The 25,766-nt window shown below is 56.2% G+C and carries 20 protein-coding genes; 12 read left to right on the top strand and 8 right to left on the bottom strand.

Going from position 1 to position 25,766, the window contains the following annotated elements:
* Window positions 1–36: 36 nt before the first annotated feature.
* A complete protein-coding gene (gene ldcA / locus L462_RS14170; RefSeq protein WP_014170572.1) occupies window positions 37–951 on the bottom strand; it encodes a muramoyltetrapeptide carboxypeptidase in 915 nt (304 codons plus the stop codon).
* 107 nt (window positions 952–1,058) lie between these two features.
* On the opposite strand from ldcA, the gene emtA reads away from it, so the two are divergent.
* Window positions 1,059–1,670: a membrane-bound lytic murein transglycosylase EmtA gene (gene emtA, locus L462_RS14175; protein WP_014170571.1), complete on the top strand. Its 612-nt coding sequence runs from the start codon at window positions 1,059–1,061 to the stop codon at window positions 1,668–1,670.
* 37 nt (window positions 1,671–1,707) lie between these two features.
* On the opposite strand, the gene L462_RS14180 is transcribed toward emtA, so the two are convergent.
* The gene (locus L462_RS14180; RefSeq protein WP_020883443.1) at window positions 1,708–2,439 is read right to left on the bottom strand and encodes a flagellar brake protein YcgR; all 732 of its coding nucleotides are present in this window, start codon (window positions 2,437–2,439) and stop codon (window positions 1,708–1,710) included.
* Window positions 2,440–2,646: 207 nt separating this feature from the next.
* Here L462_RS14180 and L462_RS14185 point away from each other — a divergent pair, with 207 nt between their 5' ends.
* Window positions 2,647–2,901 carry a GlsB/YeaQ/YmgE family stress response membrane protein gene (locus L462_RS14185; protein WP_010432765.1) on the top strand — a complete coding sequence of 85 codons (255 nt, stop codon included), beginning with the start codon at window positions 2,647–2,649 and terminating at the stop codon, window positions 2,899–2,901.
* A gap of 111 nt (window positions 2,902–3,012) precedes the next feature.
* Complete coding sequence (locus tag L462_RS14190; RefSeq protein ID WP_032678413.1) at window positions 3,013–5,115, top strand: TonB-dependent siderophore receptor; 2,103 nt, start codon at window positions 3,013–3,015, stop codon at window positions 5,113–5,115.
* A gap of 72 nt (window positions 5,116–5,187) precedes the next feature.
* Here L462_RS14190 and L462_RS14195 read toward each other — a convergent pair whose 3' ends face one another.
* Together L462_RS14195 and L462_RS14200 are read right to left on the bottom strand one after the other, a co-directional pair.
* The gene (locus L462_RS14195; RefSeq protein WP_032678412.1) at window positions 5,188–6,873 is read right to left on the bottom strand and encodes an alpha,alpha-trehalase; all 1,686 of its coding nucleotides are present in this window, start codon (window positions 6,871–6,873) and stop codon (window positions 5,188–5,190) included.
* Window positions 6,874–7,235: 362 nt separating this feature from the next.
* The gene (locus L462_RS14200; protein WP_032678411.1) at window positions 7,236–8,192 is read right to left on the bottom strand and encodes an AraC family transcriptional regulator; all 957 of its coding nucleotides are present in this window, start codon (window positions 8,190–8,192) and stop codon (window positions 7,236–7,238) included.
* A gap of 115 nt (window positions 8,193–8,307) precedes the next feature.
* On the opposite strand from L462_RS14200, the gene L462_RS14205 reads away from it, so the two are divergent.
* Window positions 8,308–9,495 carry an MFS transporter gene (locus tag L462_RS14205; protein WP_032678410.1) on the top strand — a complete coding sequence of 396 codons (1,188 nt, stop codon included), beginning with the start codon at window positions 8,308–8,310 and terminating at the stop codon, window positions 9,493–9,495.
* Between the two features lie 70 nt (window positions 9,496–9,565).
* Here the strand turns inward: L462_RS14205 and gap are convergent, their stop codons facing one another.
* Both gap and L462_RS14215 read right to left on the bottom strand, forming a co-directional pair.
* Window positions 9,566–10,576, bottom strand: coding sequence for a type I glyceraldehyde-3-phosphate dehydrogenase (gene gap / locus L462_RS14210; RefSeq protein WP_032678409.1), 1,011 nt, complete (start codon window positions 10,574–10,576; stop codon window positions 9,566–9,568).
* 78 nt (window positions 10,577–10,654) lie between these two features.
* A complete protein-coding gene (locus tag L462_RS14215; RefSeq protein WP_014170563.1) occupies window positions 10,655–11,635 on the bottom strand; it encodes a GlxA family transcriptional regulator in 981 nt (326 codons plus the stop codon).
* A 165-nt stretch (window positions 11,636–11,800) separates the two neighbouring features.
* On the opposite strand from L462_RS14215, the gene L462_RS14220 reads away from it, so the two are divergent.
* Together L462_RS14220 and L462_RS14225 are read left to right on the top strand one after the other, a co-directional pair.
* Window positions 11,801–12,772: a fatty acid desaturase gene (locus tag L462_RS14220; protein WP_032678408.1), complete on the top strand. Its 972-nt coding sequence runs from the start codon at window positions 11,801–11,803 to the stop codon at window positions 12,770–12,772.
* Window positions 12,765–13,517: a phosphate/phosphite/phosphonate ABC transporter substrate-binding protein gene (locus L462_RS14225; protein ID WP_032678407.1), complete on the top strand. Its 753-nt coding sequence runs from the start codon at window positions 12,765–12,767 to the stop codon at window positions 13,515–13,517. Before L462_RS14220 ends, L462_RS14225 begins: the two co-directional genes overlap by 8 nt.
* A gap of 17 nt (window positions 13,518–13,534) precedes the next feature.
* Here the strand turns inward: L462_RS14225 and L462_RS14230 are convergent, their stop codons facing one another.
* Window positions 13,535–14,437 (bottom strand): LysR family transcriptional regulator, encoded by a 903-nt coding sequence (locus L462_RS14230; protein WP_032678406.1) that lies wholly within the window; start codon window positions 14,435–14,437, stop codon window positions 13,535–13,537.
* 23 nt (window positions 14,438–14,460) lie between these two features.
* The gene (locus L462_RS14235; protein WP_032678405.1) at window positions 14,461–16,749 is read right to left on the bottom strand and encodes an FdhF/YdeP family oxidoreductase; all 2,289 of its coding nucleotides are present in this window, start codon (window positions 16,747–16,749) and stop codon (window positions 14,461–14,463) included.
* Between the two features lie 1,002 nt (window positions 16,750–17,751).
* Between L462_RS14235 and L462_RS14240 the strand changes: the two genes are divergently transcribed.
* Genes L462_RS14240 through tagF form a run of 6 tightly spaced genes read left to right on the top strand, consistent with a single transcriptional unit; the run spans window position 17,752 to window position 25,757 of the window.
* Window positions 17,752–18,246, top strand: coding sequence for a hypothetical protein (locus L462_RS14240; RefSeq protein WP_014170557.1), 495 nt, complete (start codon window positions 17,752–17,754; stop codon window positions 18,244–18,246).
* Window positions 18,247–18,269: 23 nt separating this feature from the next.
* Complete coding sequence (gene tssJ / locus L462_RS14245; RefSeq protein WP_014170556.1) at window positions 18,270–18,773, top strand: type VI secretion system lipoprotein TssJ; 504 nt, start codon at window positions 18,270–18,272, stop codon at window positions 18,771–18,773.
* A 28-nt stretch (window positions 18,774–18,801) separates the two neighbouring features.
* The gene (gene tssK / locus L462_RS14250; RefSeq protein WP_020883454.1) at window positions 18,802–20,145 is read left to right on the top strand and encodes a type VI secretion system baseplate subunit TssK; all 1,344 of its coding nucleotides are present in this window, start codon (window positions 18,802–18,804) and stop codon (window positions 20,143–20,145) included.
* A gap of 17 nt (window positions 20,146–20,162) precedes the next feature.
* A complete protein-coding gene (locus tag L462_RS14255; RefSeq protein WP_014170554.1) occupies window positions 20,163–21,401 on the top strand; it encodes a DotU family type VI secretion system protein in 1,239 nt (412 codons plus the stop codon).
* A gap of 2 nt (window positions 21,402–21,403) precedes the next feature.
* Entirely contained in the window at window positions 21,404–25,024 is a 3,621-nt protein-coding gene (gene tssM / locus L462_RS14260; RefSeq protein WP_032678404.1) for a type VI secretion system membrane subunit TssM, read from the top strand.
* 16 nt (window positions 25,025–25,040) lie between these two features.
* Window positions 25,041–25,757, top strand: a complete 717-nt coding sequence (gene tagF, locus L462_RS14265) for a type VI secretion system-associated protein TagF (RefSeq protein WP_020883457.1) — start codon at window positions 25,041–25,043, stop codon at window positions 25,755–25,757.
* Window positions 25,758–25,766: the final 9 nt, after the last annotated feature.

The raw sequence follows: 25,766 nt of genomic DNA, 5'->3' as shown, positions 1-25,766 counted from the left end.
GGCAACAGCGTTTTATTAAGGGGTTTAACGGCTTTTTTATGCCTTTATGACCGGATGACCGCTTATTGTTAACCGACTGCCTGAATCATCATGTATCAGGGACGCATGTGCCCCCAGCGCAAGGGTTACGGTTTGTTGCTCATGGCCAAAATCCAGACCGGTGATAACCGGGATATCGAGACGGGAACGGATGAAATCAACCATCGTTTCAAGGGAGTAACCGGCGTCGTAATCATTGGGTGCCGCACCGCTAAAACTGCCCAGCACGATTGCTGACTGACGTTCAAGGATCCCGGCATGATAAAGCTGCAATAACATGCGCTCGACGCGGAACGGATGTTCGTTAATATCTTCCAGCACCAGAATGCCGTCTTCGATGTCCGGCAGCCACGGCGTACCGATGAGCGAGACCAGCATTGCCAGGTTACCGCCCCAGAGTTGGCCTTCACAGGCCCAGTGCGGCCCCTGGCCTTGCCACGTTATGCTGTAGGTTGGGTTTCGCAGGGCGCGCCAGAAATGCTCAAGGGTAAATGCATCGAGCGCCGGCGCACCAAAATTTCCGGCCAGCATCGGGCCGCTGAAGGTAATGACGTTATGCAGCGCCAGCAGCCCAAGCTGGATGACCGTGAAGTCGCTGTGGCCGCATATCAGCAGCGGGTCCTGCTGTTGACGCTGTGCCAGACCTTGCCAGTCAATGCTCTCCAGTAACCGGCTCGCGCCATAGCCCCCCCGCACCGCAAGCACGATCCGATCCTCACCCTTCAGGTTCACCAGGCTGTTGATATCATTCAGTCTCTGGGCCTCGGTTCCGGCAAAACGCTGCTGGCGGCGAGGGATAATCGTCTGATTTTCTACCTGGTGGCCGAAGCCCAGTAAGCGCTGAACGCCCCGTTGTGCCGCGTCCTGATTGATGCAGTAGCCCGACGGTGCGATAAGATGAAACTGAGACATGGCAATTCCTTGCTGAATGAGAAACTAATTGTCTATATCATGCCGCTTATACGCTGCCCGCTTCAAGGGGCGGCGCACTGCGATGACCGGCTATAAGGATAGATGACGTGAAATTGAGATGGTTTGCTTTTTTGATTGTGTTGCTTGCGGGCTGTAGTTCCAGACATGACTATCAAAATCCGCCCTGGAACCCGGAAGTGCCGGTGAAACGGGCCATGCAGTGGATGCCGATCAGCGAGCAAGCCGGGAAGGCATGGGGCGTCAGTCCGCGTCTTATCACCGCAATCATTGCCGTTGAATCCGGCGGTAATCCCACGCTTGTCAGCAAATCAAACGCAGTGGGGCTGATGCAGCTTAAAGCGTCTACCGCAGGTAAAGAGGTCTACCGCTACATGGGCTGGAGCGGTCAGCCGTCGACCAGCGAGCTGAAGAACCCGGAGCGTAATATCTCCATGGGGACAGCCTATCTCAGCATTCTGGAGCATGGCGTACTGAAGGGCATCGACGACCCGGAAGTGATGCAATACGCGCTGGTGGTCTCTTACGTCAACGGCGCCGGGGCGCTGTTGCGAACCTTCTCCTCTGACCGTAAAGAGGCGATAGAAGAGATTAACGGCATGGACAAAGATGAATTCGTTGAACATGTGGCGAAAAATCATCCGGCACCACAGGCTCCGCGTTACATCTGGAAAGTACAGAAAGCGATGGATGCCATGTAATGCCGCAGGCGGGCGGCGGTCACGCTGCCCGTTTTCCTCACAGAACTTTATTCGCACGTTCCCGTGCTTCGCGCTCCAGTGCAAAGATAATGCGCTGCAGTTCGCGCTCTGAACCGGGTCCAACGTTCAGGAAGCGGAAACTCAAACGTGGCGTGGTAATCGTTTCGTTTTTGCTGTCCACCACCTTCCGCTCGCTGATGGCAATCAACTGGGCATCAAAATAAAACCGTCCCCAGCCGGCCATATCCAGTTCAATTTGCGAGAATCGCATGCCTTCGACCAGTCCGTCAGGTTTCGGCGTATCCATCAGCGCGCCCATACCGCCCAGCGACAGGTCGAAGAGGCGGAAGCGGAGCTCTTTTTTGTCCGGCATTTTAGCCTTACAAAAATAGGCAGGGTGAAGGGGGGCGCTGATGCGGAAATATTCCCGGCGCTGCACAAACCACAGGTTGGCAGGCAGCGGTGTGACAAACGCGGGAAGACCCTGGTATTCGCTCATCTCAAGGCGCGGGAGCACAAATTCCACTTTTGCACCGTGGGTCTCTGCCATCACCGCGAGTTTCTCTGCTTTCAGTGCGGCGCGGTTTTCATACTCCTGACTGCCCAGATCGATAACCAGTCGCTCCTGCGAGACGTCGAGGATCTTGCTGATGAACTGATTGTTTGACCAGCTGATGCGCAGCGGCACTTCACCTTTTTGCAGGTCACGCAATACCCCTAATACAGCCAGCGGATTTTGCTTGAGGAACTGCTCACTGTAATTACTCACGCCGGATGGCTCCTTGATAGATGACAGACTGTCTTTGCGTTATCGGCACTGCACAATGAAACTTAATACAAACCGATGAGTTTTTTTTCAGATTGCAGAGAAGATAAGTCGGTGAGATGAAATTAGTTTTCCAGGGATGACCTATACTTAAGTTACCTGCGCAGAAGGTTTTCTGCGCATGCATTAAACCTGCAAGAGGGCATCGCTATGGGTATTATCGCCTGGATTATCTTTGGTCTAATTGCTGGCGCTATCGCTAAACTTATCATGCCGGGAAATGATGGCGGCGGCTTCATACTGACGTGTGTGCTCGGTGTCGTGGGGGCGGTTGTAGGCGGCTGGCTGGCGACGATGTTTGGCTTTGGTGGCAGCATCAGCGGTTTTGACCTGCACAGTTTCCTGGTGGCTGTCGTGGGTGCCATTGTGGTGCTGGGCATTTTCAGGTTACTGCGACGGGCATAACTTCACTAAAACGGCTCTCAAGGAGGGCCGTTTTTTTACGTGCATATTGATTTGCTAATCGAAATGATAATAATTGTCGTTCCTGATTACATTTAATCACAAGACGACTTTATGAACCCCTCTCGTTTCACGTTATGCGCGTTGGCAGGAGCCGTGACGCTGGCATTGCAGGTACAGGCGTTTGCCGAAGAATCAACCATCGTAGTCACGGGCTCAGAGCAGGGCAGCATGCTGCCCGGCTGGACGAACAGCGCAACCAAATCAGCCGTTGCCGAGAGTAAAACCCCGCAGGTGATCAATACCCTGTCGGCACAGGAAATCGATAAACGTCACGCGAACTCCGTGAATGAGATCCTGCGCTATGCACCGGGTGTGTCGACCGAGGTGCGCGGAAACACCTCCTACATGAGTGAATATAAAATTCGCGGATTTACCGTCGATCAGGAGTTCTACAACGGGCTGCAGTTACCCTATAACGTCACCGGCAATACCAAAGCCCGCATCGATCCGCTGTTGGTTGAAAGCGTTGATATTCTCAAAGGTCCTTCATCGGTACTGTACGGCGGTGCCTCGCCGGGTGGGCTGGTGAATATTCAGAGTAAAAAACCGCAACAAGCCGCACGGACCGAACTGGGTTTTAACACCGGCAACCGCAACCTGAAAGAGGGGTATCTGGATTCGACCGGGCAAATTGCCGATAGCGACTGGAACTACCGTCTGCTGGGGAAAGCGACGGAGAGTGACGATCAGCCGCACACCTCCCGGTATGAAAACTACCTGGTTGCGCCGTCTGTCACCTGGCAACCGGACAACAAAACGCGCCTCACCCTTGATGCGCTGGCGCAAAACTCCCCAAGCCTGACGCCGTCTAATCCGCTGCCGCTCGCCTGGCTGCGTTCGAAATATGCGGGCAAGCGGGATTATGCCGGCGACGAATGGAGCGGGTTTAAACAGCGCCAGTGGATGCTGGGTTACAGCTTTGAACATGAATTTGACAGCGGCTGGGGCTTTAACCAGAAGGCACGCTATTTTGACATCGATACCCACCAGCGCAGTATTTATGCAACCGGGCCGGGCAGTGAAGTCAATCAGCTTAACCGCTTTGCCTACACCACGGATGAAGATCTCCGGAGCTTCAACATTGATAATCAGGTGACCAAAACCGTTGCGCTGGGTGAGTGGAAACACCATCTGCTGGCCGGGTTTGACTACCAGAAGTTGAATTCCCACTTCCACTACCGCTATGCCTCGACAACACCGGGGATTGATATGCGCAATCCGGACTATTCACAGGTCCATGAGGATGCGCTGGGGCTGTATACCGCGCAGAAAAACCGTCTGAGCTATCAGCAGAATGGGTATTACCTGCAGGATCAGGTGGAGTTTGGCGGCTTAAATCTGTTGGGCAGCCTGCGCTATGATGATTATCGCTCCGTCACCACCGATTATCTGCATAACGGCGACAAGGCGTGGGTATCGCAGGATCGCGTTACCAAACGACTGGGCGCGCTCTACGCCTTCGACAACGGTCTCTCTCCGTTTATCAGCTATTCAGAAGGGTTTGCCCCGGTCTCGCCGCAGGGAACCCTGACGGCGAAAGAAGTCAAGCCGACCACCAGCAAGCAGGTGGAGGGCGGGGTGAAATATCTGCTGGCAGAGTACGCCACCACCTTTACCGCCTCAGTGTTTACTATTCGCCAGAAGAATGTCGTCACCTCCGATCCCGGCTTCCTGAACTATCGTCAGACCGGCGAAGTGGAGTCTAAAGGGGCGGAGTTGTCTGTGATTGGCCGTCCGACAGACAATCTGAACCTGATTGCCAACTACGCATACACTCACGCCATCAATACGCAGGACGATAAGTATCAGGGCAAACGCCCTACGCAGGTGCCGGAAAATGCATTCAACCTGTGGGGGGATTACACCTTTGAGAATACGCCACTGAAAGGATTGATGCTGGGGGCCGGGGCGCGCTACACCGGGCCGATGGAGATTTCACCGGCGAACGACGCGGGTAAACTCGGTGGCACCACGCAGTACGATCTGGCGGCATCCTATCGGATGGGCGAAATTCTGCCTTCGCTTGAAGGGCTGACCCTGAAAGCGAGCGCGCAGAACATCACCAATAAAGAGACGTTGACCTGTTACGATGCGACCAACTGCTGGATTGGACGTGACCGAACCTATCAGTTAGGCGCGAGCTACAGCTTCTGATGCCCTGTTAAACCCCGTAAGACGGCCCATTCACCCTCTCCTGGCGGGAGAGGGTGAGGGAATGAGGCCGCTTTATTGCGCCGTACTTTTCGCCGGTGCGACAGCATCGTTTGCCGCCGGCTGATTCTCCGGCACGCTGTCGCACGGTTTCTCTTTCGGACAGACCAGATCCAGCATTTTCAGCGTCACGCCGTTGCTCCAGCCGAAGCCATCCTGCAGCGGATATTCACCGCCACCGCCCCCTGTACCGGTACTCGAAACGTCATACTTCTCTACCAGCTTCTGTTCGCGGTCATAGGTATGCTGAACATTTTTCAGGAAGCGCCAGGTCACATCCATTGCCACCTTATCCTGCCCGTAATTCTGCAACCCCTCTGTCGCCACCCATTGCAGCGGTGCCCAGCCGTTAGGTGCATCCCACTGCTGGCCGCTGTTGATGGTGGTGGTGGAAATGCCACCCGGTTTGAGCAGGCGTGACGATGCCGCTGCAGCGACCTTATCAGCGCGATCCTGCGAAGCCGCCTTCACATAGAGCGGATAAAGTGCGGCTGCCGTAAGCTGATTACGTACCTTTTTACTCTTAAGATCGTAATCCGCGTACCAGCCCTCTTTATCATTCCACAGATGGCTCTCGATCGCTTTCTGACGCGCGGTCGCCAGCGCGTCATACTTGCTGGCAGCGGAGGTATCGCCGGATTCCTGGCTTGCCCTGGCCAGCAATTTTTCCATCTTAAACATCAGGGCGTTAAGATCGACAGGCACAATGCTGGTGGTGCGGATCGTGCCCAGTTTTTGCGGATCGTCCATCCAGCGGGAGCTAAAGTCCCACCCCGAGGCGGCCGCTGAGCGTAAATCGCGGTAGATCTCCGTGGCCGGTCGGTTAGGATTGCTTTTAGCGGTGGTCATATCATCGAGCCAGGATTCAGGACGCGGCGTATCGCGGTCATCCCAGTAGCGGTTGAGTACTGAGCCATCGTCCAGCTTCACTACACGTTTGTTGGCTTGTCCGGCCTGCAGCGTGTCGGCCCCCTCCATCCAGTAGGCGTACTCTTTCTCCATTTGCGGACGGTATTTCTTCAGCGCATCGCTGTCATGGGTCGCCAGCAACTCGACCATCAGCGCGAAGAACGGAGGCTGGGAGCGGCTCAGGTAGTAGCTACGGTTGCCGTTCGGGATATGTCCCCAGCTGTCCAGCTCGTAAGCGAAGTTGTCCACCATATCGCTGATTTTGTCCCAGTGGCCACTCTCAGCCAGCCCTAACATGGTGAAATAACTGTCCCAGTAGTAGACCTCGCGAAAACGTCCACCAGGCACGACATAGGGTTTAGGCAGCGGCAGAAGGGAATCCCACTTATTACTCGCTTTATCGGTGGTGCGGGTCAGTACGGGCCAGAGGTCATCAATGTGTGCACGTAAAGTTTGCCCGGCAGGCGGGACGTATTTTTCACCCTCCGCTGGCAGCGTAAAGTTCATTTCCACAAAGTGCTTCAGATCGAAGCCAGACTGAGTGCGCTGCATCCGATAATCCGCCAGAATCATCAGCGGATCGCTTTTCGGCACGGCGTCAGCAAAGGTCTTTTGATCGGGAAACAGTTTGGCACTTTGCACATCATTAAAGAGAGGACCAAGTAAAATATCGGGGGAGCTTGTCTGGGTGGTGAGTTGTTCTTCCGCATAACCCCATGTTGTCACACCGAGTAACGCGCCGCCCAAAGCCAGGTGCAAAAGAGCAGGGCGTAGTGTACGAGGTCTTATCATCGGTTCATCTCCTGTATTCGCTGAGCAGCGTTGCCGCTGTTATCAATCACCTGAAAACCTTAGACGAATATTGGCCGCTTCGCGTGTCGAATATCCCATTTTGCGCATAACCAGACAATTTACCGTCTGGTTATGCGCCGGAAGGGATTGGGAGAATTTGCTATCTTGATGAAAGATAATTCTTTTTTATGATAAATAATTATATTGCTTTTAATTTAATCAACGGGCGCAAATCATGGCGCGATAATAATATGCGCGGAATGCTCTTTTATTCCGTAATAGCGCAAGGTGCTCCCTTAGCACGCCCCATAATTAAATCGCGAGAGGCGACTGGCAAAAAATACGTATCGCTAACGCCTGGCTCAGACCTCTTCCGGGGTCTGGCTGGTCTCGCGCAATGTGCCCGGTGCATGCCCAATAATGCGCTTAAATGCCCGACTGAACGCGGCCAGTGAACCGTACCCCAGACGCAACGCGACGGTTTCAATGGGCTGATTTTCGTGGCGGATGTACTGAATGGCCAGCCGCATCCTCAGTTCGCTGAGATATTTTGCCGGTGTGGTTCCCGTGGCCGCCAGAAAACGTTCAGCAAACACGGAGCGGGAAGTGCCCGCTTCTTTCGCCAGATCCGCCACGCTCCAGTTCAGGCCTGGCTGCTGATGCATGGCGTAAATGGCCCGGCTCAAACGCGGGTCGCGCAATACCTGCACCCAGCCGGTAGCTTTGCCGCAGCCTCCTTCAACCCAGCCACGCACGATCAACGCGGCCACCACGTCGGCAAGTCGCGCGAGGATCCCGGCGAATCCGGCCTGGCGGGTCATTGATTCCCGCTCCATCGCTGCCAGCAGCGGATGAATTTCCGGCCATGTGGACATCAGCCGGCTCACCATCATCACTTCCGGCATCGCCTTGATCAGCGGCTGCATCCCGCCCAGTTCAAAATCCATGCATCCACTGAAGATGATGGTGTTCTCGCTTTCCTGACACGGCTCACAGGTGATCGCGCAGACCGAACCGCAGATAGGCTCGCTGGGGAATGCACTGACCGGGGTAATGCTGGCGTGCTCGTCAGAGAGCAGGGCATGGGCGTTGCCGTTCGGGATAAAAAGGGCGTCGCCGCCATTCAGCGTGAAGGTGGCACCACTCTCCATACGCAACAGGGCGCTACCGTGGCTGACAAAATGGAACTGGGCTTTGCCGGGCGCCTGGTGAAACGCCACGCCAAACGGCGCGCTGGCCTCAATCCGACGGTATTTCACGCCCGACAGGCGCATGCCGCGCAAAAGTTCGCTGATCAAATCGGGTGACTGAGCGGTCATGTCGCAACTCCGGACGAATAATCAATAAGTGGAGATTATATGTCATAGATCGTCCAGGGTGAACCCACTATGCTTTTGCGACAGTTGTCACATTTTTATAACGGGAGAACAACAGATGAATTCATGTGTCGTGGCGAGAGAGGCGGTCACGCCTGCAAAACCCGCCTGGCGAGCCGTCTACTCACTGGGGCTTGGCGTATTCGGCCTGATCACAGCAGAATTCCTGCCCGCCAGTTTGCTGACGCCGATGGCCGCGAGCCTGGGGGTGTCCGAGGGGATGGCCGGACAAGCGGTGACGGCCACGGCGTTGGTGGCGCTGGTCACCGGGTTGCTCATCACGCCGGCCACCAAAAATATCGACCGTCGCTGGGTATTGATGTTCTTCTCGGTGCTGCAGATCATCTCCAGCCTGCTGGTGGCTTTTGCGCCCACGCTGCACGTCCTGCTGATGGGCCGGCTGTTGTTGGGTGTGGCGATCGGGGGATTCTGGGCGATGTCGACCGCCACGGCGATGCGCCTGGTGCCTGCCGATAAAGTGCCGAAAGCGCTGGCGGTGATCTTCTCCAGCGTCTCGATTGCGACGGTGGTGGCGGCGCCGCTGGGAAGCTATCTGGGTAGCCTGATTGGCTGGCGTAACGTCTTTATTCTCTGCATTCTGCCGAGCATGCTGGCGCTGCTGTGGCAGCTCTGGGTACTGCCGTCCATGAAGCCGGAAAGCAGCGGTAGCCTGAGTACGCTGTTCCGCGTGCTGCGTCGTCCGGGGATGATTGGCGGCATGCTGGCGACCATTCTTATCTTCAGCGGCCACTTTGCCTTCTTTACCTACCTGCGTCCGTTCCTTGAAACGGTGGGGCAGGCGAGCGTGGAGAGCATCTCGCTGATCCTGCTGGGCTTTGGGATTGCCAACTTCATCGGCACCTCCGTCGCCGGGCATCTGCTGGCGCGTAACCTGCGCCTGACGCTGGCACTGGTACCGTTCGCGATGGGCGTGCTTGCTCTCACCATGGTGGCGTTTGGTCATCTGGCGATGCTGGACGGGTTACTGGTCGCGCTGTGGGGCTTTGCGTTTGGTCTGGTACCGGTGGGCTGGTCAACGTGGCTTGCCACCACCGTGCCGGATGAAGCCGAAAGTGCGGGTGGTTTGCTGGTGGCCTCTATCCAGCTGGCGATAAGCGCCGGTGCGGCAGTGGGTGGTGCTGTATTCGACCTCAACGGTGCCAGCGGCGTCTTCGCGGGCAGCGGTTTCCTGCTGGTGACAGCCATGGTAATTGTGTTTATGGGCGTGAAAGTCAAAGCAGAGTGACGAACGCGTGCCCGGTCAGCGAAAGGCTACCGGGCAGCGATACCCACTCAGAGTGGGAACGGGGGGAAGGTTACAACCCTTTCTTATCCATCAGCACCGCCAGATCCACCAGACGGTTTGAGAATCCCCATTCGTTGTCATACCACGCCAGGATCTTCACCATTTTGCCGCCAATCACGAGGGTGGAGAGCCCGTCGATAATTGACGAGCGCGGGTCGCCCTGATAATCACTGGAAACCAGCGGTTCATCGCTGTAACCCAGAATGCCTTTCAGGGGGCCACTGGCAGCGGCTTTCCGGAAGGCGTCATTCACCTCCTCGGCGGTAACGTCACGGCTCAGGGTTACCGTCAAATCCACAATCGACACCACCGGAACCGGCACGCGCAGGGAATACCCGGTCAGTTTACCGTCAAGTGAGGGGATCACTTTCCCCAGCGCTTTCGCCGCACCGCTGGAGTAAGGCACAATCGACAGCGCTGCCGCACGTGCACCGCGCAGATCCTTCTCTGGCTGATCGTGCAGTGCCTGACTGTTGGTATAAGCGTGCGTGGTGTTCATCAGGCCATGCTCAATCCCGAACTGCTGATGCAAAACCTGAGCGGCGGGGGCCAGACCATTGGTCGTACAACTGCCGTTACTCACTACGTAATGCTGAGCCGGATCGTACTGTTCATGGTTGACGCCCATGACCACCGTCAGGTCATCGTTTTTGCCGGGGGCGGAGATGATGACGCGCTTAGCCCCACCGTGCGTGATATGCACGGCTGCTTTTTCCCGCTCCGTAAAGAAGCCAGTGGCTTCAATAACCACGTCAACGCCGGCGTCACGCCACACGATATTCGCCGGATCGCGTTCGCTAAAGACGACGATCCGCTGGCCATCGACCTGCAGCGCACCGTCTGCGGCTTCAACGGGAGCCGGCAGCGTGCCGAGAAGGGAATCATGTTTGAGCAGATGGGCGAGGGTTTTGCTGTCCGTCAGATCGTTAATTGCCACAATCTGCACATCCGGGTTACCCAGCGCCGCGCGCAGGAAATTACGTCCGATACGACCGAAACCGTTAATGCCGACCTTAACCATAGTGCACTCCTTATCTCTGTTGTCTGGAGTCACTGTAGGCGTCAGGCCGGATGGCGTAAACGACAAAAAAGGATCACATTATGCCATTTTGCGACAGTGGAAGCGCTGACGATACTCGCCAGGCGTGAGGTGGAGTTGTTTCTCAAAGACGCGACGCAAATTGATGCTGCTGCCAAACCCGCTCTGCTCAGCAATGCGTTCGAGAGGGTCGCTGGTCTGTTCAAGCAGTTGCCGGGCGGCGGCAAGGCGTGCTTCGGTGACATAACGCGCCGGAGAGGCGCCTGTTTCACGGGTGAACACGCGGGTGAAATTGCGCGGGCTCATCGCCGCTTTTTGCGCCAGATTTTCCACGCACAGGTCAGCGGTCAGGTTCTCCAGGATCCAGGTTTGCAGGTCGCTTATCGGGCCGGATGTGCCGGGCTGCTGAAGATTATAGCGACTGAACTGGAGCTGCCCGCCGGGGCGGCGCAGATACATCACCATATCCTGCGCCACCTCGCGAGCGAGGGTAAAACCGTAATCGTCTTCCACCAGCGCCAGGGTCAAATCAAACCCGGAGCTAACCCCACCGGAGGTCCAGATGGGACCGTCCTGAATATACAGCGGGCCACCTTCCACATGGATGGCCGGGTACTGGGTTTGCAGGGTCTCCAGCAGCCGCCAGTGGGTGGTCGCCCGGCGTCCATCAAGCAGGCCGGTCTGGGCCAGCAGCATCGCGCCGCCGCAAATGGAGGCTATCCGCCGCGCGTGTGGCGCAGCCAGGTGCAGCCAGTCCACCACCGCCGTGCTCTCCTGCTCGTTCATTCCGCGTCCGGTGATAATAATCGTATCAAGCGGTTCACGCGGATCCAGCTCCGGCAGGCGATAATCCGCCAGCAGATTCAGGCCGGACTGGCCGTGGATCACCTGGTGAGGCTGGGTGGTGGCGATGATTATGCGGTAACAGGGATGGGCTAGGCCTTCCGGATGCAGCCGGTTCGCCTGCATCAGAATGTCTGCGATACCGGCGGCTTCAAACAGCATGCCGCCGTCAGGGACGATAATCAGGATCTTCTTCATGTCCTGAAAAGTACCTTTATTGCAAAATAAGTCAAGTTGCGAACGAGAGGGAGATCTCGCGCTGCCCGCGTTTCTGGCAAAGCAAAGCGATATAAGTTCTTTGTTATTTCAGGCGTTTTCCCCGATCGTCAGGGCATTCTCTCTGGCGAAACGGCGTCTGAAGGCATGGGTAAACGAAGCTCCCTCTATTTACATCCGCAACAACGCGATCAAATTCACCACCTCGCCTCGGGGTTTTTGTGGCGAAGCGAACTGCCCACGTGGATCGTCATCATCACCCTTTACAGTGGCTGGTTTGCCACGCTGGCGTACTGGAAAACGCTGGGATTGCTGCCCGCTACGCTGCTGCTCATCGGATTTACCACCTGGTATATGTCACTCCAGCATGAACTGATCCACGGCCATCCCACGCGCTTTGCCTGGCTTAACGCGCTGTTTGGCACGCTTCCGCTGGCGGTGTGGTATCCGTATGGTCTGTACCGGGACTCTCATCTTGCCCATCATCGCCACGATAGCCTGACGATCCCGGTGGATGACCCGGAGTCGTACTATTTTACCGAGGAGAGCTGGGCACGCTTTTCGCCCTGGCACAAGCGCGTGATCCATGCACGAAATACCTTCTGCGGCCGGCTGTTGCTGGCACCGCTGCTGGATATCCTGCAGACGCTGGCCAGCGCCGTGACGGCGTTTCGCCATCTTCACCTGCGCGCAATGGCAATGTGGCTCGTCCACGCGTCGCTGCTGGCAGCGCTGTTTGCCTGGATGATGCACAACGGTTTCTCGCCCGTCTGGTTTGTGCTGGCGGTAAGTTATCCGGCGCTGGCGCTGACTAAAGTGCGCTCCTTTTATGAACATCGCGCGGCGGATAATCCGCTGGCGCGTTCTGTCATCAACGAAGCAGGGCTGTTCTGGCGGGTGCTGTTTTTAAATCTTAACTACCATTCAGTCCATCACGATTTACCGGGTGTTCCGTGGTATGGGCTAAAAAGCGTCTATCTGCAAAACCGGGCGGCGTACCAGAAGCGTAACCATGGTTTTCTGGTCAGGGGTTATAGTGAATGGATGCGACAGTTCTGGAGGCGGGCGGTCAACGTCACCGCTCACCCAGGGCGTCAACACGAGGGAAGTCATGAGTAACCCGCTGGCGTTTCCGATGTATGCCATCAATCGCACCGACACCGATGCCCTCTGGCGAGCGGTACAGCACCTGCTTGCCGAACGCGGCGTGCCGGTGAGCGAAGGCGTACCCGATGATTCTCTGCTGGCCCACTGGCAGCAGCCCGGGCTTGTCCTCAGCCAGACCTGCGGCTACCCGCTGATGACGCAATTGCCGGACGTACAGGTCGTGGGCTGTTTTCACTATCAGGCGCCAGGCTGCGAAGCGTTTTATTACCGTAGCCTTCTGGTGACGCGCGCCCAGAAGCGCTCCCGGACACTGGCTGATTTTCGCGGCCGATGGGCGGTATGCAATTCTGCGGATTCGCAGTCAGGTTATCACGCCCTGCGAAAAAAAGTGGCGCCACTTGCACCCGATGGCCATTATTTTTCCCGGACGACCTTTAGCGGCAGCCATCGCCAGTCGCTGATTGATCTAAAAGAGGGTAAGGGCGATATCGCCGCTATCGACTGCGTGACGTACGCGCTATTGCAGCGTCATGAACCGGCGTTGCTCGACGGGCTGGCGGCGATCGACAGTACTCCCCTGACACCCGGGTTACCGCTGATTACCGCGCACAACACATCCCCTGAAACGCTTAACGCTCTCCGTGATGCGCTGAATACGCTGGTGACTGCCCCGCAATACCGGGACGTTTGCAAGGCGGTGCTGATCGGCGGGTTCAGTGTGGTGACGCGTCAGTCTTATTCGGTGTTGCTCGACTGACGCGTTATCACATGACCTCACTCAATGCCGTTGTTCTCCGCAAGATAAAGCGCCTGCGCGTCGGTGAAACAGCGCAGTGCCAGTGAGGAGACGGGGGCCTGTCGACGCATGATCAGGCCGATAGGGGCTTCGATGTTCGAGTCGGTTATGGGGGTTATCCGGAAGTGGCTGTTCAGGTTCTCCAGCCCGTTGTTCAGCGGCATCACGGCACAGCACACGCCGCTTTGTACCGCCTGAATGATCTGGAATGTGGAATCGCTTTCAAAGACAGACTCGGGATTAATGCCGGCAGATTTAAAGCTCACCTCCATATGCTCGCGATAATGCATCCCCTTGGTCAGAAACCCCAGCGGAAATGCCATCAGTTCCTGCCAGGTCAGCGTCTCCTGATCCAGCTGGAAGTGGCGGATATCGTGCAGCAATCCCATTTCGGTTTTTGGCAGCTGGATAATGTCAAACGGACGGGTGTCGATACTGTTCAGGTAGCAAATCCCCAGTTCAAGCTGATTCCGGCTGACGCCGTCGGCAATTTGTTGCGAGGACATTGAGTAGAGGCTGTAGGTCAGCTCCGGGTATTTTTGCGTCAGCTGGCGGATAAAGATCATCGGATCCACGCTGGCCAGCGGCACCATTCCCAGACGCAATTCACCCACCACTTGCCCTTTGCACAGCGAGGCTTCGGCCTGCAGGCCGTCGTGAGCGGCCAGCACCGCGCGCGCCCATGCCCGAATGCGTTCGCCTTCGGGCGTAAAGCCTTCAAAACGTTGCCCGCGAGTAATCAGCACCAGCCCCAGCTCCTCTTCCAGGCTGCGAATACGCATGGAGAGGGTCGGCTGGGTGATGTTGCACTGCGAGGCTGCTTTACCAAAATGCCGGGTCTGATCGAGTGCGATTAAGTACTTTAGCTGTTTTATATCCATCGTATTTCTCTGCGTTGAAAGCCTTACAGCATGCGGATCTCTTTCGAACGCAGGATGAGGCGGACCGGAACCGATTTATAAGACGGCGTACCGCTGTCCTTATCCAGATAATCAAGCGGAACCAGTACGTTGGCCTCCGGGTAGTAGGCTCCGACGGAACCCGGCGCAATGCTGTAGGCCACAACGGTAATGTCTTCCAGACGCTGAACGCTCCCCGGCAGGGCGGTTTCGATATCCACGCGATCGCCATGCTCCAGGCCTGACTGCGCCATATCATCTTCATTCATAAACAGCACATCGCGACGGCCAAAGACGCCGCGGTAGCGGTCATTAAGGGCGTAAATGGTGGTGTTGTACTGGTCGTGGCTGCGCAGCGTGATCAGGCGCAGCACATTATCGCCTTCACCACTGGCGTTCTCATTGACGCCGTCGAAAACCGAAAACATCGCTTTGCCCGTCGCCGTTGGCCAGATACGTTCTGTGGGCGGCAGCGGCATGCGAAAACCACCAGGAATGCGGATCCGTTCATTGTAATTCTCGAAGCCCGGAATGGTCTGCTCAATCAGGTTGCGGATACGGTCATAATCCTCAACCAGCGTCATCCAGTCCACGCGGGTCTCCCGCAGGGTGGCTTGCGCCATTCCGGCGACAATGGCCGGCTCAGCCCGCAGGCGCGGAGAGGCGGGTTTCAGCTTACCGGAAGAGGCATGCACCATCGACATAGAGTCCTCCACGGTAATGGACTGGCGTCCGGTGGCCTGGACATCCAGCTCGGTACGACCGAGGCACGGCAAAATAAAGGTCTCTTTCCCCACCAGCAAATGGGTGCGGTTGAGCTTGGTACCGATGTGCACGCTCAAATCCAGCGTATTCATTGCCGGAAAACCGTTCTCGTGATCGGGCATCGCCACCGCAAAATTTCCCCCCAGACAGATCAGCGCTTTTGCACGTCCGTCGATCATGGCCTGCGTTGCCTGCACCGCATCATGGCCGTGGTGGGCAGGAGGCTCAAAACCGAATACCTCCTTCAGGCGGTTGAGAAATGCCGGTGTCGGTTTCTCGCTTATACCCACGGTGCGGTTACCCTGAACGTTCGAGTGGCCGCGCAGTGGGCATATCCCCGCGCCGGGTTTGCCAATGTTACCGCGCAGCAGCAACAGATCAGCGATCAGGCGGACATTCGCGGTGCCTTTATTATGCTGGGTGATGCCCATCCCGTAGGTGATGATGGTGGCATTCGATTTTGCGTAGGCCTCGGCCACGGATTTGAGCGCTGCCCGGCTCAACCCGGACTCACGCTCAATGGCCTCCCAGTCGGTTTGCGCAATGTCCGCAGCAAACGCCTCAATGCCCTGGGTGTGTTCAGCAATAAAGGCGCGATCGAGCACGTTTCCGCGTTCGTTCTCCATCTCCAGCAGGTGTTTTGCGATCCCTTTTAACGCAGCGGCATCGCCCCCGGCTTTCACCTGGAAATAGGTGGAGGCGATATCGGTAGAGCTGTAGGTTGCCATCTCAATAACGCTTTGCGGATCCGCGAAACGTTCCAGCGCGCGCTCGCGCAGGGGATTAAAAACGATAATCGGTACGTTGCGGCGAGCCAGCTCATGCAGCGTGCCCATCATCCGCGGATGGTTGGTCCCAGGGTTATGACCAATGGCGATAACCAGCTCCGTTTTATCGAAGTCATCAAGTGAGACGGTCCCTTTCCCGATACCAATGGAACGGGGTAAACCGACGCTGGTGGCTTCATGGCACATATTCGAGCAGTCGGGGAAGTTATTGGTACCGTACTCGCGGGCGAACAGCTGGAACAGATACGCTGCTTCGTTCGAGGCTCTGCCGGAGGTATAAAATTCGACCTGGTCAGGCTCAAGACCGCGCAGCACCTCACCGATACGCTGGAAAGCGTCGTCCCATTCCACTGGCTGGAAGGTATCACTTGCCCGGTCATAGCGCAGGGGATGGGTGAGACGACCGTAACCTTCCAGCTCAAAATCAGATTTAGCCAGCAGCGAGGACACGCTGTTTTTGGCGAGAAAATCCGTGGTGACGCGTTTATTGGTGGCTTCCCAGGTGACGGCTTTCGCCCCGTTCTCACAGAACTGGAACGTGGATTTGTGTTCTTTATCGGGCCACGCACAGCCAGGGCAGTCAAAACCGTCAGGCTGGTTTGTGCGCAGTAGGGTTGCGGGGGCATCCAGCGTATCCATTTGGGTACGTACCGCAATGGCCGTCGCCTTTAACGCCCCCCAGCCACCGGCTGGGCCGTCATAGTGCCTGATACCGGGAACTGAGCGTCTTTTCTTATTCATACCAACTCCTGACTTGTGCGGTCATGACATCACCTGCGCCTATAAACCACCGGGTTTGCCAATAAGCGAAAACAATGATGGCGTCTGTTACCAGAGGCCAGAGCAAAGTTAAATGCATTGAATTTAATGGCGATATTTTACAGTGGCTTACATGCTAATCGGTGTAAAGTTTTAAAGAAATTATAACGAAATTTTATCATTTTTATAATAAATCTTATCTATCACTTGTTCACTCTGCGCTATGGCGAAAGCGAAGCGATGATGAAGTCAGCGTTAAATTTCAGATGAAGGTGGCTGAAGGGCAGGGCGACGAAGACCCCTGCAGGCAGGAGGAATCGGTGCAAATTAATCGTCGCTTTAACCAGGAATATGTAGCTGTGCTTAATTGTTAATAGCGGAAAATTACCAGATTAAATCCGAAAGGGAGATTAAAAGACAAACTTATTTTGAGGTGTAAAATTAACTTTTCTCAGTTTCCCTGAAACAATTTCATATATTGAGACAGGTCTGGCTGAAATTGAAAGTTATCTCGATAATGCAACAAATAATTCATATTGGATATATTTTCTTCGCCCCGCATAAAGCCAGATTCTACTAATTATGGTAGTAGCAGTAATAGGGTTATTGCGTTAATGAAAGTGATTCTCTTTTGTGGAATTTCATTTTAAATCAGATGGATATGTGATTTTGGCTTGAGGGGAATAGACGATTTTAGCTAAATCGTATTTTTTTCTCAGATTAATCCTATAATGTCTCGAGTGCTTCATTAACCATCAGTTATTAAGCGGTAAATATTGAATTGGTGGCAAGCTCATGTAAACTTGCTTACCGTTTGTCAAAATATGTCAGGAAGACGCTGGGCCTTATTCTGAAGGGCTCGTGCGGTAGCTATGCCCTTAAATAGTAACGCCCCGAAAATATACTGACTATTTTAACAATAGCACCTAAGTCAAACTTCATCCCCTTTATCTCCATCATCGAAATATCGCTACGGAAAAGCATATGAAAATGCGCGTACTGTTTTCACTTCTGTTTGTAATGGCGGTGGCGGGCTGTAAAGCGCCGCAGAAACCTGTGATCAACGACGACACGATCGTGACCAGCCAGGTCAATGGCGTCACGTTAACCCACCGTCACGCTGTTTTACCTCCAGCAGAGTTTACTCAGCTCAATGAGCCGTATCGTGCCATGTATCCGGCCTCGCTGATGAGCCGTCCTGACTTCGGCGGAAAGGTTATCCGTACCCTGGAAACCGGTAAAACGTATGTGGTCCTGGGTCAGGTTGAGCACTACTGGATGGCGCTTGCCGATGAGGGAAATGATCAGCTGATTGGCTACGTCCCGATGCGCGCAGTGATCAAAGCCGATCAGTACGAAGCGACCGTCCGTAAGCAGGCCCAGCGTGCGAAAGTGCGTAAGAAGGCAACCTGTGTTGATGTGGACGGTAACAGCAAAGCCTGCAAAGACAGCGCTAACGGTACCTGGATCCTGAACTAAACCGCGTCCCTGAGCGTATTTTTATGAATAATAAAAATTTTCATTGGTTGTGGTCCGTCTTTTACGCGGCGATTTTCGCCCTTGTCAGTGGTTGTACGTCGTCTTCACACAGCGACCCTTCCCGCTACAATCTGCAGTTTCAGGCTCATCCACAAATCAATGAATCTGCGCCGCTAAAAGTCAGAGTGCTGTTGCTGAAATCCGATGCGGATTTCATGTCCAGCGACTTCTATTCCCTGCAGAACAACGCGTCAGCCACGCTTGGCGCGAATCTGCTGAACAGCGATGTTTTCTTCCTGATGCCGGGTCAGCTCTCGAAAACCCTGAGTGGACAGAGCTCTCCCGACGCCCGCTACATTGGTGTGATGGCGGAATATCAGATGCTGGATGGCAAAAAATGGCGCGTTTCACTCCCTCTGCCTGTGCCAGGCGAAAACCATATCTACCAGTTCTGGAAATGGTCAGCGGATGAACTCCAGGCCAACGTTTTTCTCGACGTGAATGGCATCCGGGTCATCAGCCAGTAACGCGCTTCATAACAGGAATTACATCATCATGACGAAAGCAGAAAAGGTCGTCTGGACCGAAGGCATGTTCCTGCGCCCACACCATTTTCAGCGGACTGAAAGCTATCTGCTCAACCACGTTCGTGAATGGGGTGCGCTGCAGCGTTCATACCTTTGGGGCTTTCTCGACGTTGAGCTGGACGAAGCGATGCTGCGCCAGGGATGCATTGCCCTGAGCTACTGCAGCGGACTGCTGCCTGACGGAACCTTTTTCCAGGTGCGCAACGGCCGCAATGGTCCGGTGCCGCTGAAAATCCCTGACAATCTCACCAATGAAAAGGTGGTGCTCGCACTGCCGGTTCGCCGTGGAGAGAGAGAAGAGGTGATCTTCAGTGAAGAGCCGGCCTCGCTGGCGCGCTTCATCGCCTTTGAGCAAGAGGTGGAAGACGACAACGCCATGTCGGTAGGCGATGCCACCGTGCAGTTTGGCCGCCTGCGTCTGACCCTGATGCTGGAAAAAGATGTAACGGCAGAGTGGACCGCTATCGGTGTGGCGTTTGTGACCGAGAAACGCAACGATAACCACGTGCGTCTCGATAGCAGCTACATTCCGCCGATGCTGAACGCCAATAACAGCCCGCAGATCTACAGCATGATTAACGATCTGCACGGCTTACTGGTGCAGCGCAGCCAGCAAATTGGCGGTCGTCTGCGCCAGCCTGGCCGCTTTAATACCTCGGAACTGATTGAATTCACGCTGCTCTCACTGGTGAACCGCCATCTGGGCGAGGTTTCACATTTAAAAACGCTTCCGCTGCTGCATCCGGAAACACTCTGGCGCAGCTGGCTGCCGTTTGCGACCGAGCTCGCTACCTGGGCGTCTCAGCGTACCGCTGAAAGCGTGCTGCCGATTTACGATCACGACGACCTCGCGGGTTGCTTCAGCAAACTGATGATGCTGCTGCGTCAGGGGCTGTCTCTGGTGATGGAAGACCATGCCATTCAGCTGCCGCTTAACGAGCGTTCCCACGGTCTGAACATCGCGACCGTGCCGGAAACCAGCATGGTGCGTGAGTTCGGTTTCGTGCTGGCGGTCAAAGCCAACGTGCCGGGCGAACACCTGCAAACCCATTTCCCTGCCCAGATGAAAGTGGCGCCGGTCTCGAAAATTCGCGATCTGGTTCAGCTGCAACTGCCTGGCATTATGCTGCGCGCCATGCCGGTCGCACCGCCGCAGATCCCCTGGCATGCAGGCTACAGCTACTTCGAGCTGGAGAAGGGGAGCGAGCTGTGGCACGAGATGGATAAGTCCGGCGCTTTCGCCCTGCATCTCGCAGGCGAGTTCCCGGGACTTGATATGGAGTTTTGGGCCATCCGTAGCCCGACTGAATAATAAAGCGAGCGCTTAATATGCAGGAACGACAGGATACCGGCAGTGATGCCGCGTTTACCGGAGCTAGTAGCAACAATCAGCTGGTGGCGGCCGCCAATCCGCTGCTCAATGCGATTCCGCAAATCCGTCATTCGGTATCACATGACGATCAGGTGGCGTTGCGCCAGCGCCTGATCGATGAGATCCGCCGGTTCGAAGTGCGCTGTCAGCAGGCCGGTCTGGCCTATGAGGTGATCGTCGGGGCACGTTACTGCCTGTGTACGGCACTTGATGAGGCCGCCGCGCTCACCCCCTGGGGCAGCAGCGGCGTCTGGTCCAGCAATGGTCTGCTGGTGACGTTTCATAACGAAACCTGGGGCGGCGAAAAGTTCTTCCAGCTGCTGGCGCGTCTGTCGCAAAACCCGCGCGAACATATTCTGCTGCTGGAGATGATCAACTACTGCCTGCTGCTCGGCTTCGAGGGGCGCTATCGGGTGCTGGATAATGGCCGTACCCAGCTTGAAACCATCAAGCAACGGCTGTGGCAGATGATTCGCGGCGTGCGTGGCAGTTACCCGCCACAGCTCTCTCCGCATCCGGAAGATCGTCCGGTACTGCGCAAGCTATGGCGACCTATGGTACCGCTGTGGGCCTGTGTGGCGCTGGCCGGGTTTATCGCCTGCCTGTTCTATATCGTGCTTAACTGGCGGCTTGGCGATAGCACCAACCCGGTATTAGCAAAAATTTATCAGTCACAGCTTCCCGAAACGACTATCCAGCAACCTGCCCGCCAGCTGCCTGCTGTGCTGAACCTGCGTGGTTTCCTGAAGCCGGAAATTGAAGCCGGTCTGGTTGCGGTAAAAGATGAAGCGGACCGTAGCGTGGTGATCCTGAAAGGGGACGGCCTGTTTGCTTCCGCCTCAACCGTGGTACGTGACCGTTATGAGCCGGTGATAAACCGTATTGCACAGGCCATGAATAACGTCAGCGGTAAAATTCTGGTGGTGGGCTACAGCGACAACGTGCCAATTCGCAGCGCGCGCTTTGCCTCTAACTATGAACTGTCGCTGGAACGTGCCCGGTCAGTTCAGAAAATGCTGCAGGGAAGCCTCTCTCAACCTGAACGTGTGAAAGCGGAAGGCCGCGGCGAGATTAATCCAGTGGCACCCAACAATACGCCGGAAAACCGTGCCCGTAACCGCCGGGTGGAAATTACTCTGCTGGTGTCGCCTGAAAATACCCAGGCTGAGCTGAACGGATTGCCGCAAGGAAACTAAGGATGCTGACTACTCTTCTTTCCATTTTGACCAATCGCATTCTGTGGAGCTTCCTGGGCGTCACTGCGCTTGCGGCGGTTATCTGGATGATTGGCCCATTGTTGTCCATCGTGGACACCCGACCGCTCGAATCTGAACAGAACCGCATCATCAGTATTGCGGTGGTTTATCTGCTCTGGGCGCAGGGCCACATTCTGCCGCGGCTGTACAATGCCTGGCTGAACCGCAAGCTGATGGACAAACTCAATGAGAACACCACCAGCCCGGAAGCAGCGGATCCGCAGAAGCGACTGAACAGCGAGGAGCAGATCCTCGCCAGCCGTTTTGACGAAGCCGCACAGATGCTGAAAAAAGCGCACTTCAGCAAAGCGGGACAGGGTGCCCAGTGGACGCAGCGCTTTAGCACGCAATATCTGTATCAACTGCCGTGGTACGTCATCATCGGCGCGCCGGGCAGCGGTAAAACCACGGCGCTGGTCAACTCCGGGCTGCAATTCCCGCTGGCCGACCGCTTCGGTAAGACCGCGCTGCGCGGGATCGGCGGCACGCGTAACTGCGACTGGTGGTTCACCAACGAGGCCGTACTGCTGGACACCGCGGGTCGCTATACCACCCAGGAGAGCGAACAGGTTCAGGACGCCGGTGAATGGCTTGAGTTTATGGGGTTACTGCGTAAGTATCGCCGTCGCCAGCCGATCAACGGTGTGATTATTACCATCAGCATTTCTGACCTGCTGACGCTCTCGCCTGAAGCGTCACGCCAGCAGGCGGTCAACCTGCGCCAGCGTCTCTCTGAGCTGCATGAGCAGCTGGGTATTCGCTTCCCGGTGTATGTCATGGTGACCAAAGCTGACCTGCTTAAAGGCTTCCGTGCCTGGTTTGCCGATTACGACAAAGCGCAGCGCGACCAGATCTGGGGCTTCACGCTGCCGTGGGAGCAAACCAAACACGCTGATTACGACCTGATGGGTAACTTCCAGCAGGAATTTTCCCTCTTACAGCAGCGCCTGGATGCCGGACTGCCGGAAACCCTGCTGCAGGAGCATGATGCAAAAGCGCGCGCGGAAGCGTATCTCTTCCCGCAGGAGTTTGCCGCACTGCGTCCGCTGCTGGCTGACTACCTGAGCACGGTCTTTGCCCGCTCTAACTTTGAAACCGAATTCTCCCCGCGCGGGATCTATTTCGCCAGTGGTACCCAGGAAGGCATGCCGTTTGACCGGGTGATGGGCGAACTTAACCGTGCGCTCTCCTTGCCGGAAGGTGAAGAGGGAAATCGCTGGGACTCCGTCAGCAAAGAGGCTCCGATCCCGGGGGCGAAAGGGCAGAGCTTCTTCATCAAGAACCTGCTGCAAAACGTTATTTTCCAGGAAGCTGGCATCGCCGGGGAAAACCGCTGGTGGGAACTGCGTAACCGCGCCGTCATTTGGTCCGGCTATGCGGCGCTGCTGGCCCTGCTGGTGATCCTCGGTGGACTGTGGCTGACCAGCTATGCCAGGAACAAGGCTTATCTGGAAGAGGTGGACGCAAAGGTGCCGCTGCTGGATCAGCAGAGCAAGGCGCTGCAGAATCAGCCTCAGCGCGATCTGTTTGACCTTCTGCCCTTGCTGAATGGCCTGGTCGATCTGCCGAAAAGTGACGCGTTTGATGTTAACGATCCGCCTGTCTCACGCCGTATGGGGCTTTATCGTGGGGATGACGTCAGCGATGCATCGCAGTCTCTGTACCAGAAAGCGCTGGACCAGATGCTGCTCCCTGCCGTGGCGATGCACATCACCACCTGGCTGCGCAACGATAACGGCAGCGATGTGGAATACAGCTATGAAGCGCTGAAGGCCTACCAGATGCTCTATCAGCCGAAGCACTATGACGGCAAATTCCTGCACTCCTGGGTAATGCTCAATCTGCAGCGCAACCTGCCGCAGAACGTGACTCAGGCGCAGCTTCAGCAGCTTGAATGGCACCTGACACAGCTGCTTGAGCCGAAAATTCAGGCCTCGCCGTACGCGCAGGATGAATCCCTGGTCGCGCGTGAAAGGGCGCTAATCAACCAGCAGCCGCTTTCCACCCGGGTGTATGGTCGTCTGAAGCGTCTTCTGGAGCATGATGAAAAGCTGAAACCGGTGTCGCTCTCCGACCTGGGCGGTCCGCAGAGCGAGCTGGTGTTTTCACGCAAAAGCGGCAAGCCGGTGAGTGAAGGCGTACCGGGTCTTTATACCCCGGACGGTTACTGGAAAAGCTTCAACGGCCAGATTGACAGCGTCACCACTGCCCTGCATGAAGACGATGCGTGGGTGCTGGGGGCGACCTCAGCCCAGGAAGATAAACAGCAGATCGATAACGCCGTGCGTCAGCTCTACATGCGCGACTTTATCGCCAACTGGGATCGCTTCCTCGCCGACATTCAGCTTAATAACAGCGCCGATCTCTCCCAGCGCATCAATACCGCGCGTCTGCTCTCCGGGGCAAACTCGCCGCTGCGCCGTCTGGTGCTGAACCTGAGACAGGTCCTGACGCTTTCACGTAATGCGCCAGCCCCGGATGATGCCGGTAAAGCGCAAGCGCAAAGCAACCGTGCCACCCGCACGCTCGAAGCGTTATTCAGTAATAATGACAATGCCCCGACGCAGGCCGCGGTGGTCACTCAGGCACCTGAACAGCTGGTAACCGATCACTATGCTCCAATGATTGAGCTGGCGCAGCCGCTGGAGAAGGGCGGGAAGACCATCGTCTTTGATGATTTTCTCAAGCAGGTCGATGAACTTTACCGCTACCTGACTGCCGTTCAGGACGCGGCCAACAGCGGCATGCCTGCTCCGGGAGGCGAGGCGATTAGTCGTCTGCAGGCCAGTGCCGGTCGTCTGCCGGGCGGTCTGCAAACCATGTTCAGCAATATGGCGGTGGGGGCCAGCAGTGATACCCAGCGTCGCGACCTCGAAAACGTGCGTAAGCGTATTAACGTCGAAGTCGGCGGTTTCTGCCGTCAGGCAATCGCTGGCCGTTACCCGCTGGTGCGCAGCGCCAGTACGGAGGTCACGCCGGACGATCTCGCGCGCATGTTTGCGCCAGGCACCGGGCTGATGGACACCTTCTTTCGTGACAACCTGACCAATAAAGTTGATACCACGCAGGCGAACTGGCGCTTTATGCCGGGCATTGATGGAAAAACGCTGCCGGGAAGTGAAGGGCTCCTGAGACCGTTCCAGCAGGCCCAGTCCATTCGCGATGCTTTCTTTGCTAACGGTGCCACCACGCCATCTTACAAAGTGACGGTGCGCACCGTCAGAATGGATAACACGATCCTTAACCTGACGCTGGATGTTGACGGTCAACTGCTGCGCTACAGCCACGGTCCACAGGCTGTGCAGATCATGAACTGGCCGGGGCCGGGCGGGACCAACCAGGTGCGTATGCAGCTGGGTCTGGCTAATGGCAGCACGGCTACGCTGGTGACGAACGGTTCCTGGGCGCTGAACCGCTTTTTCGATAAAGCGCGTACCAGCCCGGGGGCGGGAAGTCTGAGTCGCCAGGCGACCTTCAACGTAGACGGACATCAGGTTACGCTGGAATTTGCGCCAAACAGTATTCGTAACCCGTTCCAGCTTCCCCGTTTCTCTTGCCCATAACCGCAAGGACAGCCGTATGACGAATACCCCTGCGATGAACCGCTACAGCTGGTATGGCAAACTGCCCAGCGCCGGAGATTTTTTGCAGCGTCGCTTTCCTGACACCCTGCAACGCCAGTGGTCACACTGGTTCCAGGTCGGCCTGCTGGCCTGGCAGCAGGAAGAGCAGCGCAGCGGTGAGCGCCCGTTTAACAAAGCGCCGGTCTGGAATTTTGTCGTACCGCCGATGCTGGGCAGCCAGATGATTCAGATGGGCTGCCTGCTGCCGGGACGTGACAGCGTTGGTCGACAATATCCGGTCTGCATTCAGCTCAGCTTTGCCCCCGCGGACTGGTCATCACGCCTGCTCAGTCAGGCTGAAAGCTGGTATCAGCAGATTGGCCGTCTGGGCCTGCATGCGGTACGTAACAGTTTTTCTGCCTCACAGCTCGATGACATGCTGATGTCCATTCCGGCACCGCAGCCCGTCGAGCCGCAAAAGCGCTCAGATATTCTCGATGTGATTGGTTATGACGAAGACGGCCAGAGCACGCTGGGCTGGCCTCAGGCAGCAGAGTGCTTTGACCCGCTTCGCCAGACCAGCTACTGGTGGACCAACCGCTGCGACGGCTACCCGCTCTACACCCATGTTCACAGCGGCAACTTCACCGGGCAGCTCTTTACGCTGCTGTTTGACCCGGCAGGTGGCGCCCGCCCGGGCCGTCACGGTCTCTATCCGCCCATGTTTGAATAAGCAGGGATC

It is taken from the genome of Enterobacter sp. BIDMC 26, assembly GCF_000534435.1.
Classification (GTDB): Bacteria; Pseudomonadota; Gammaproteobacteria; order Enterobacterales; family Enterobacteriaceae; genus Enterobacter; species Enterobacter ludwigii.
This window is presented reverse-complemented; position numbering and strand designations above follow the sequence as displayed.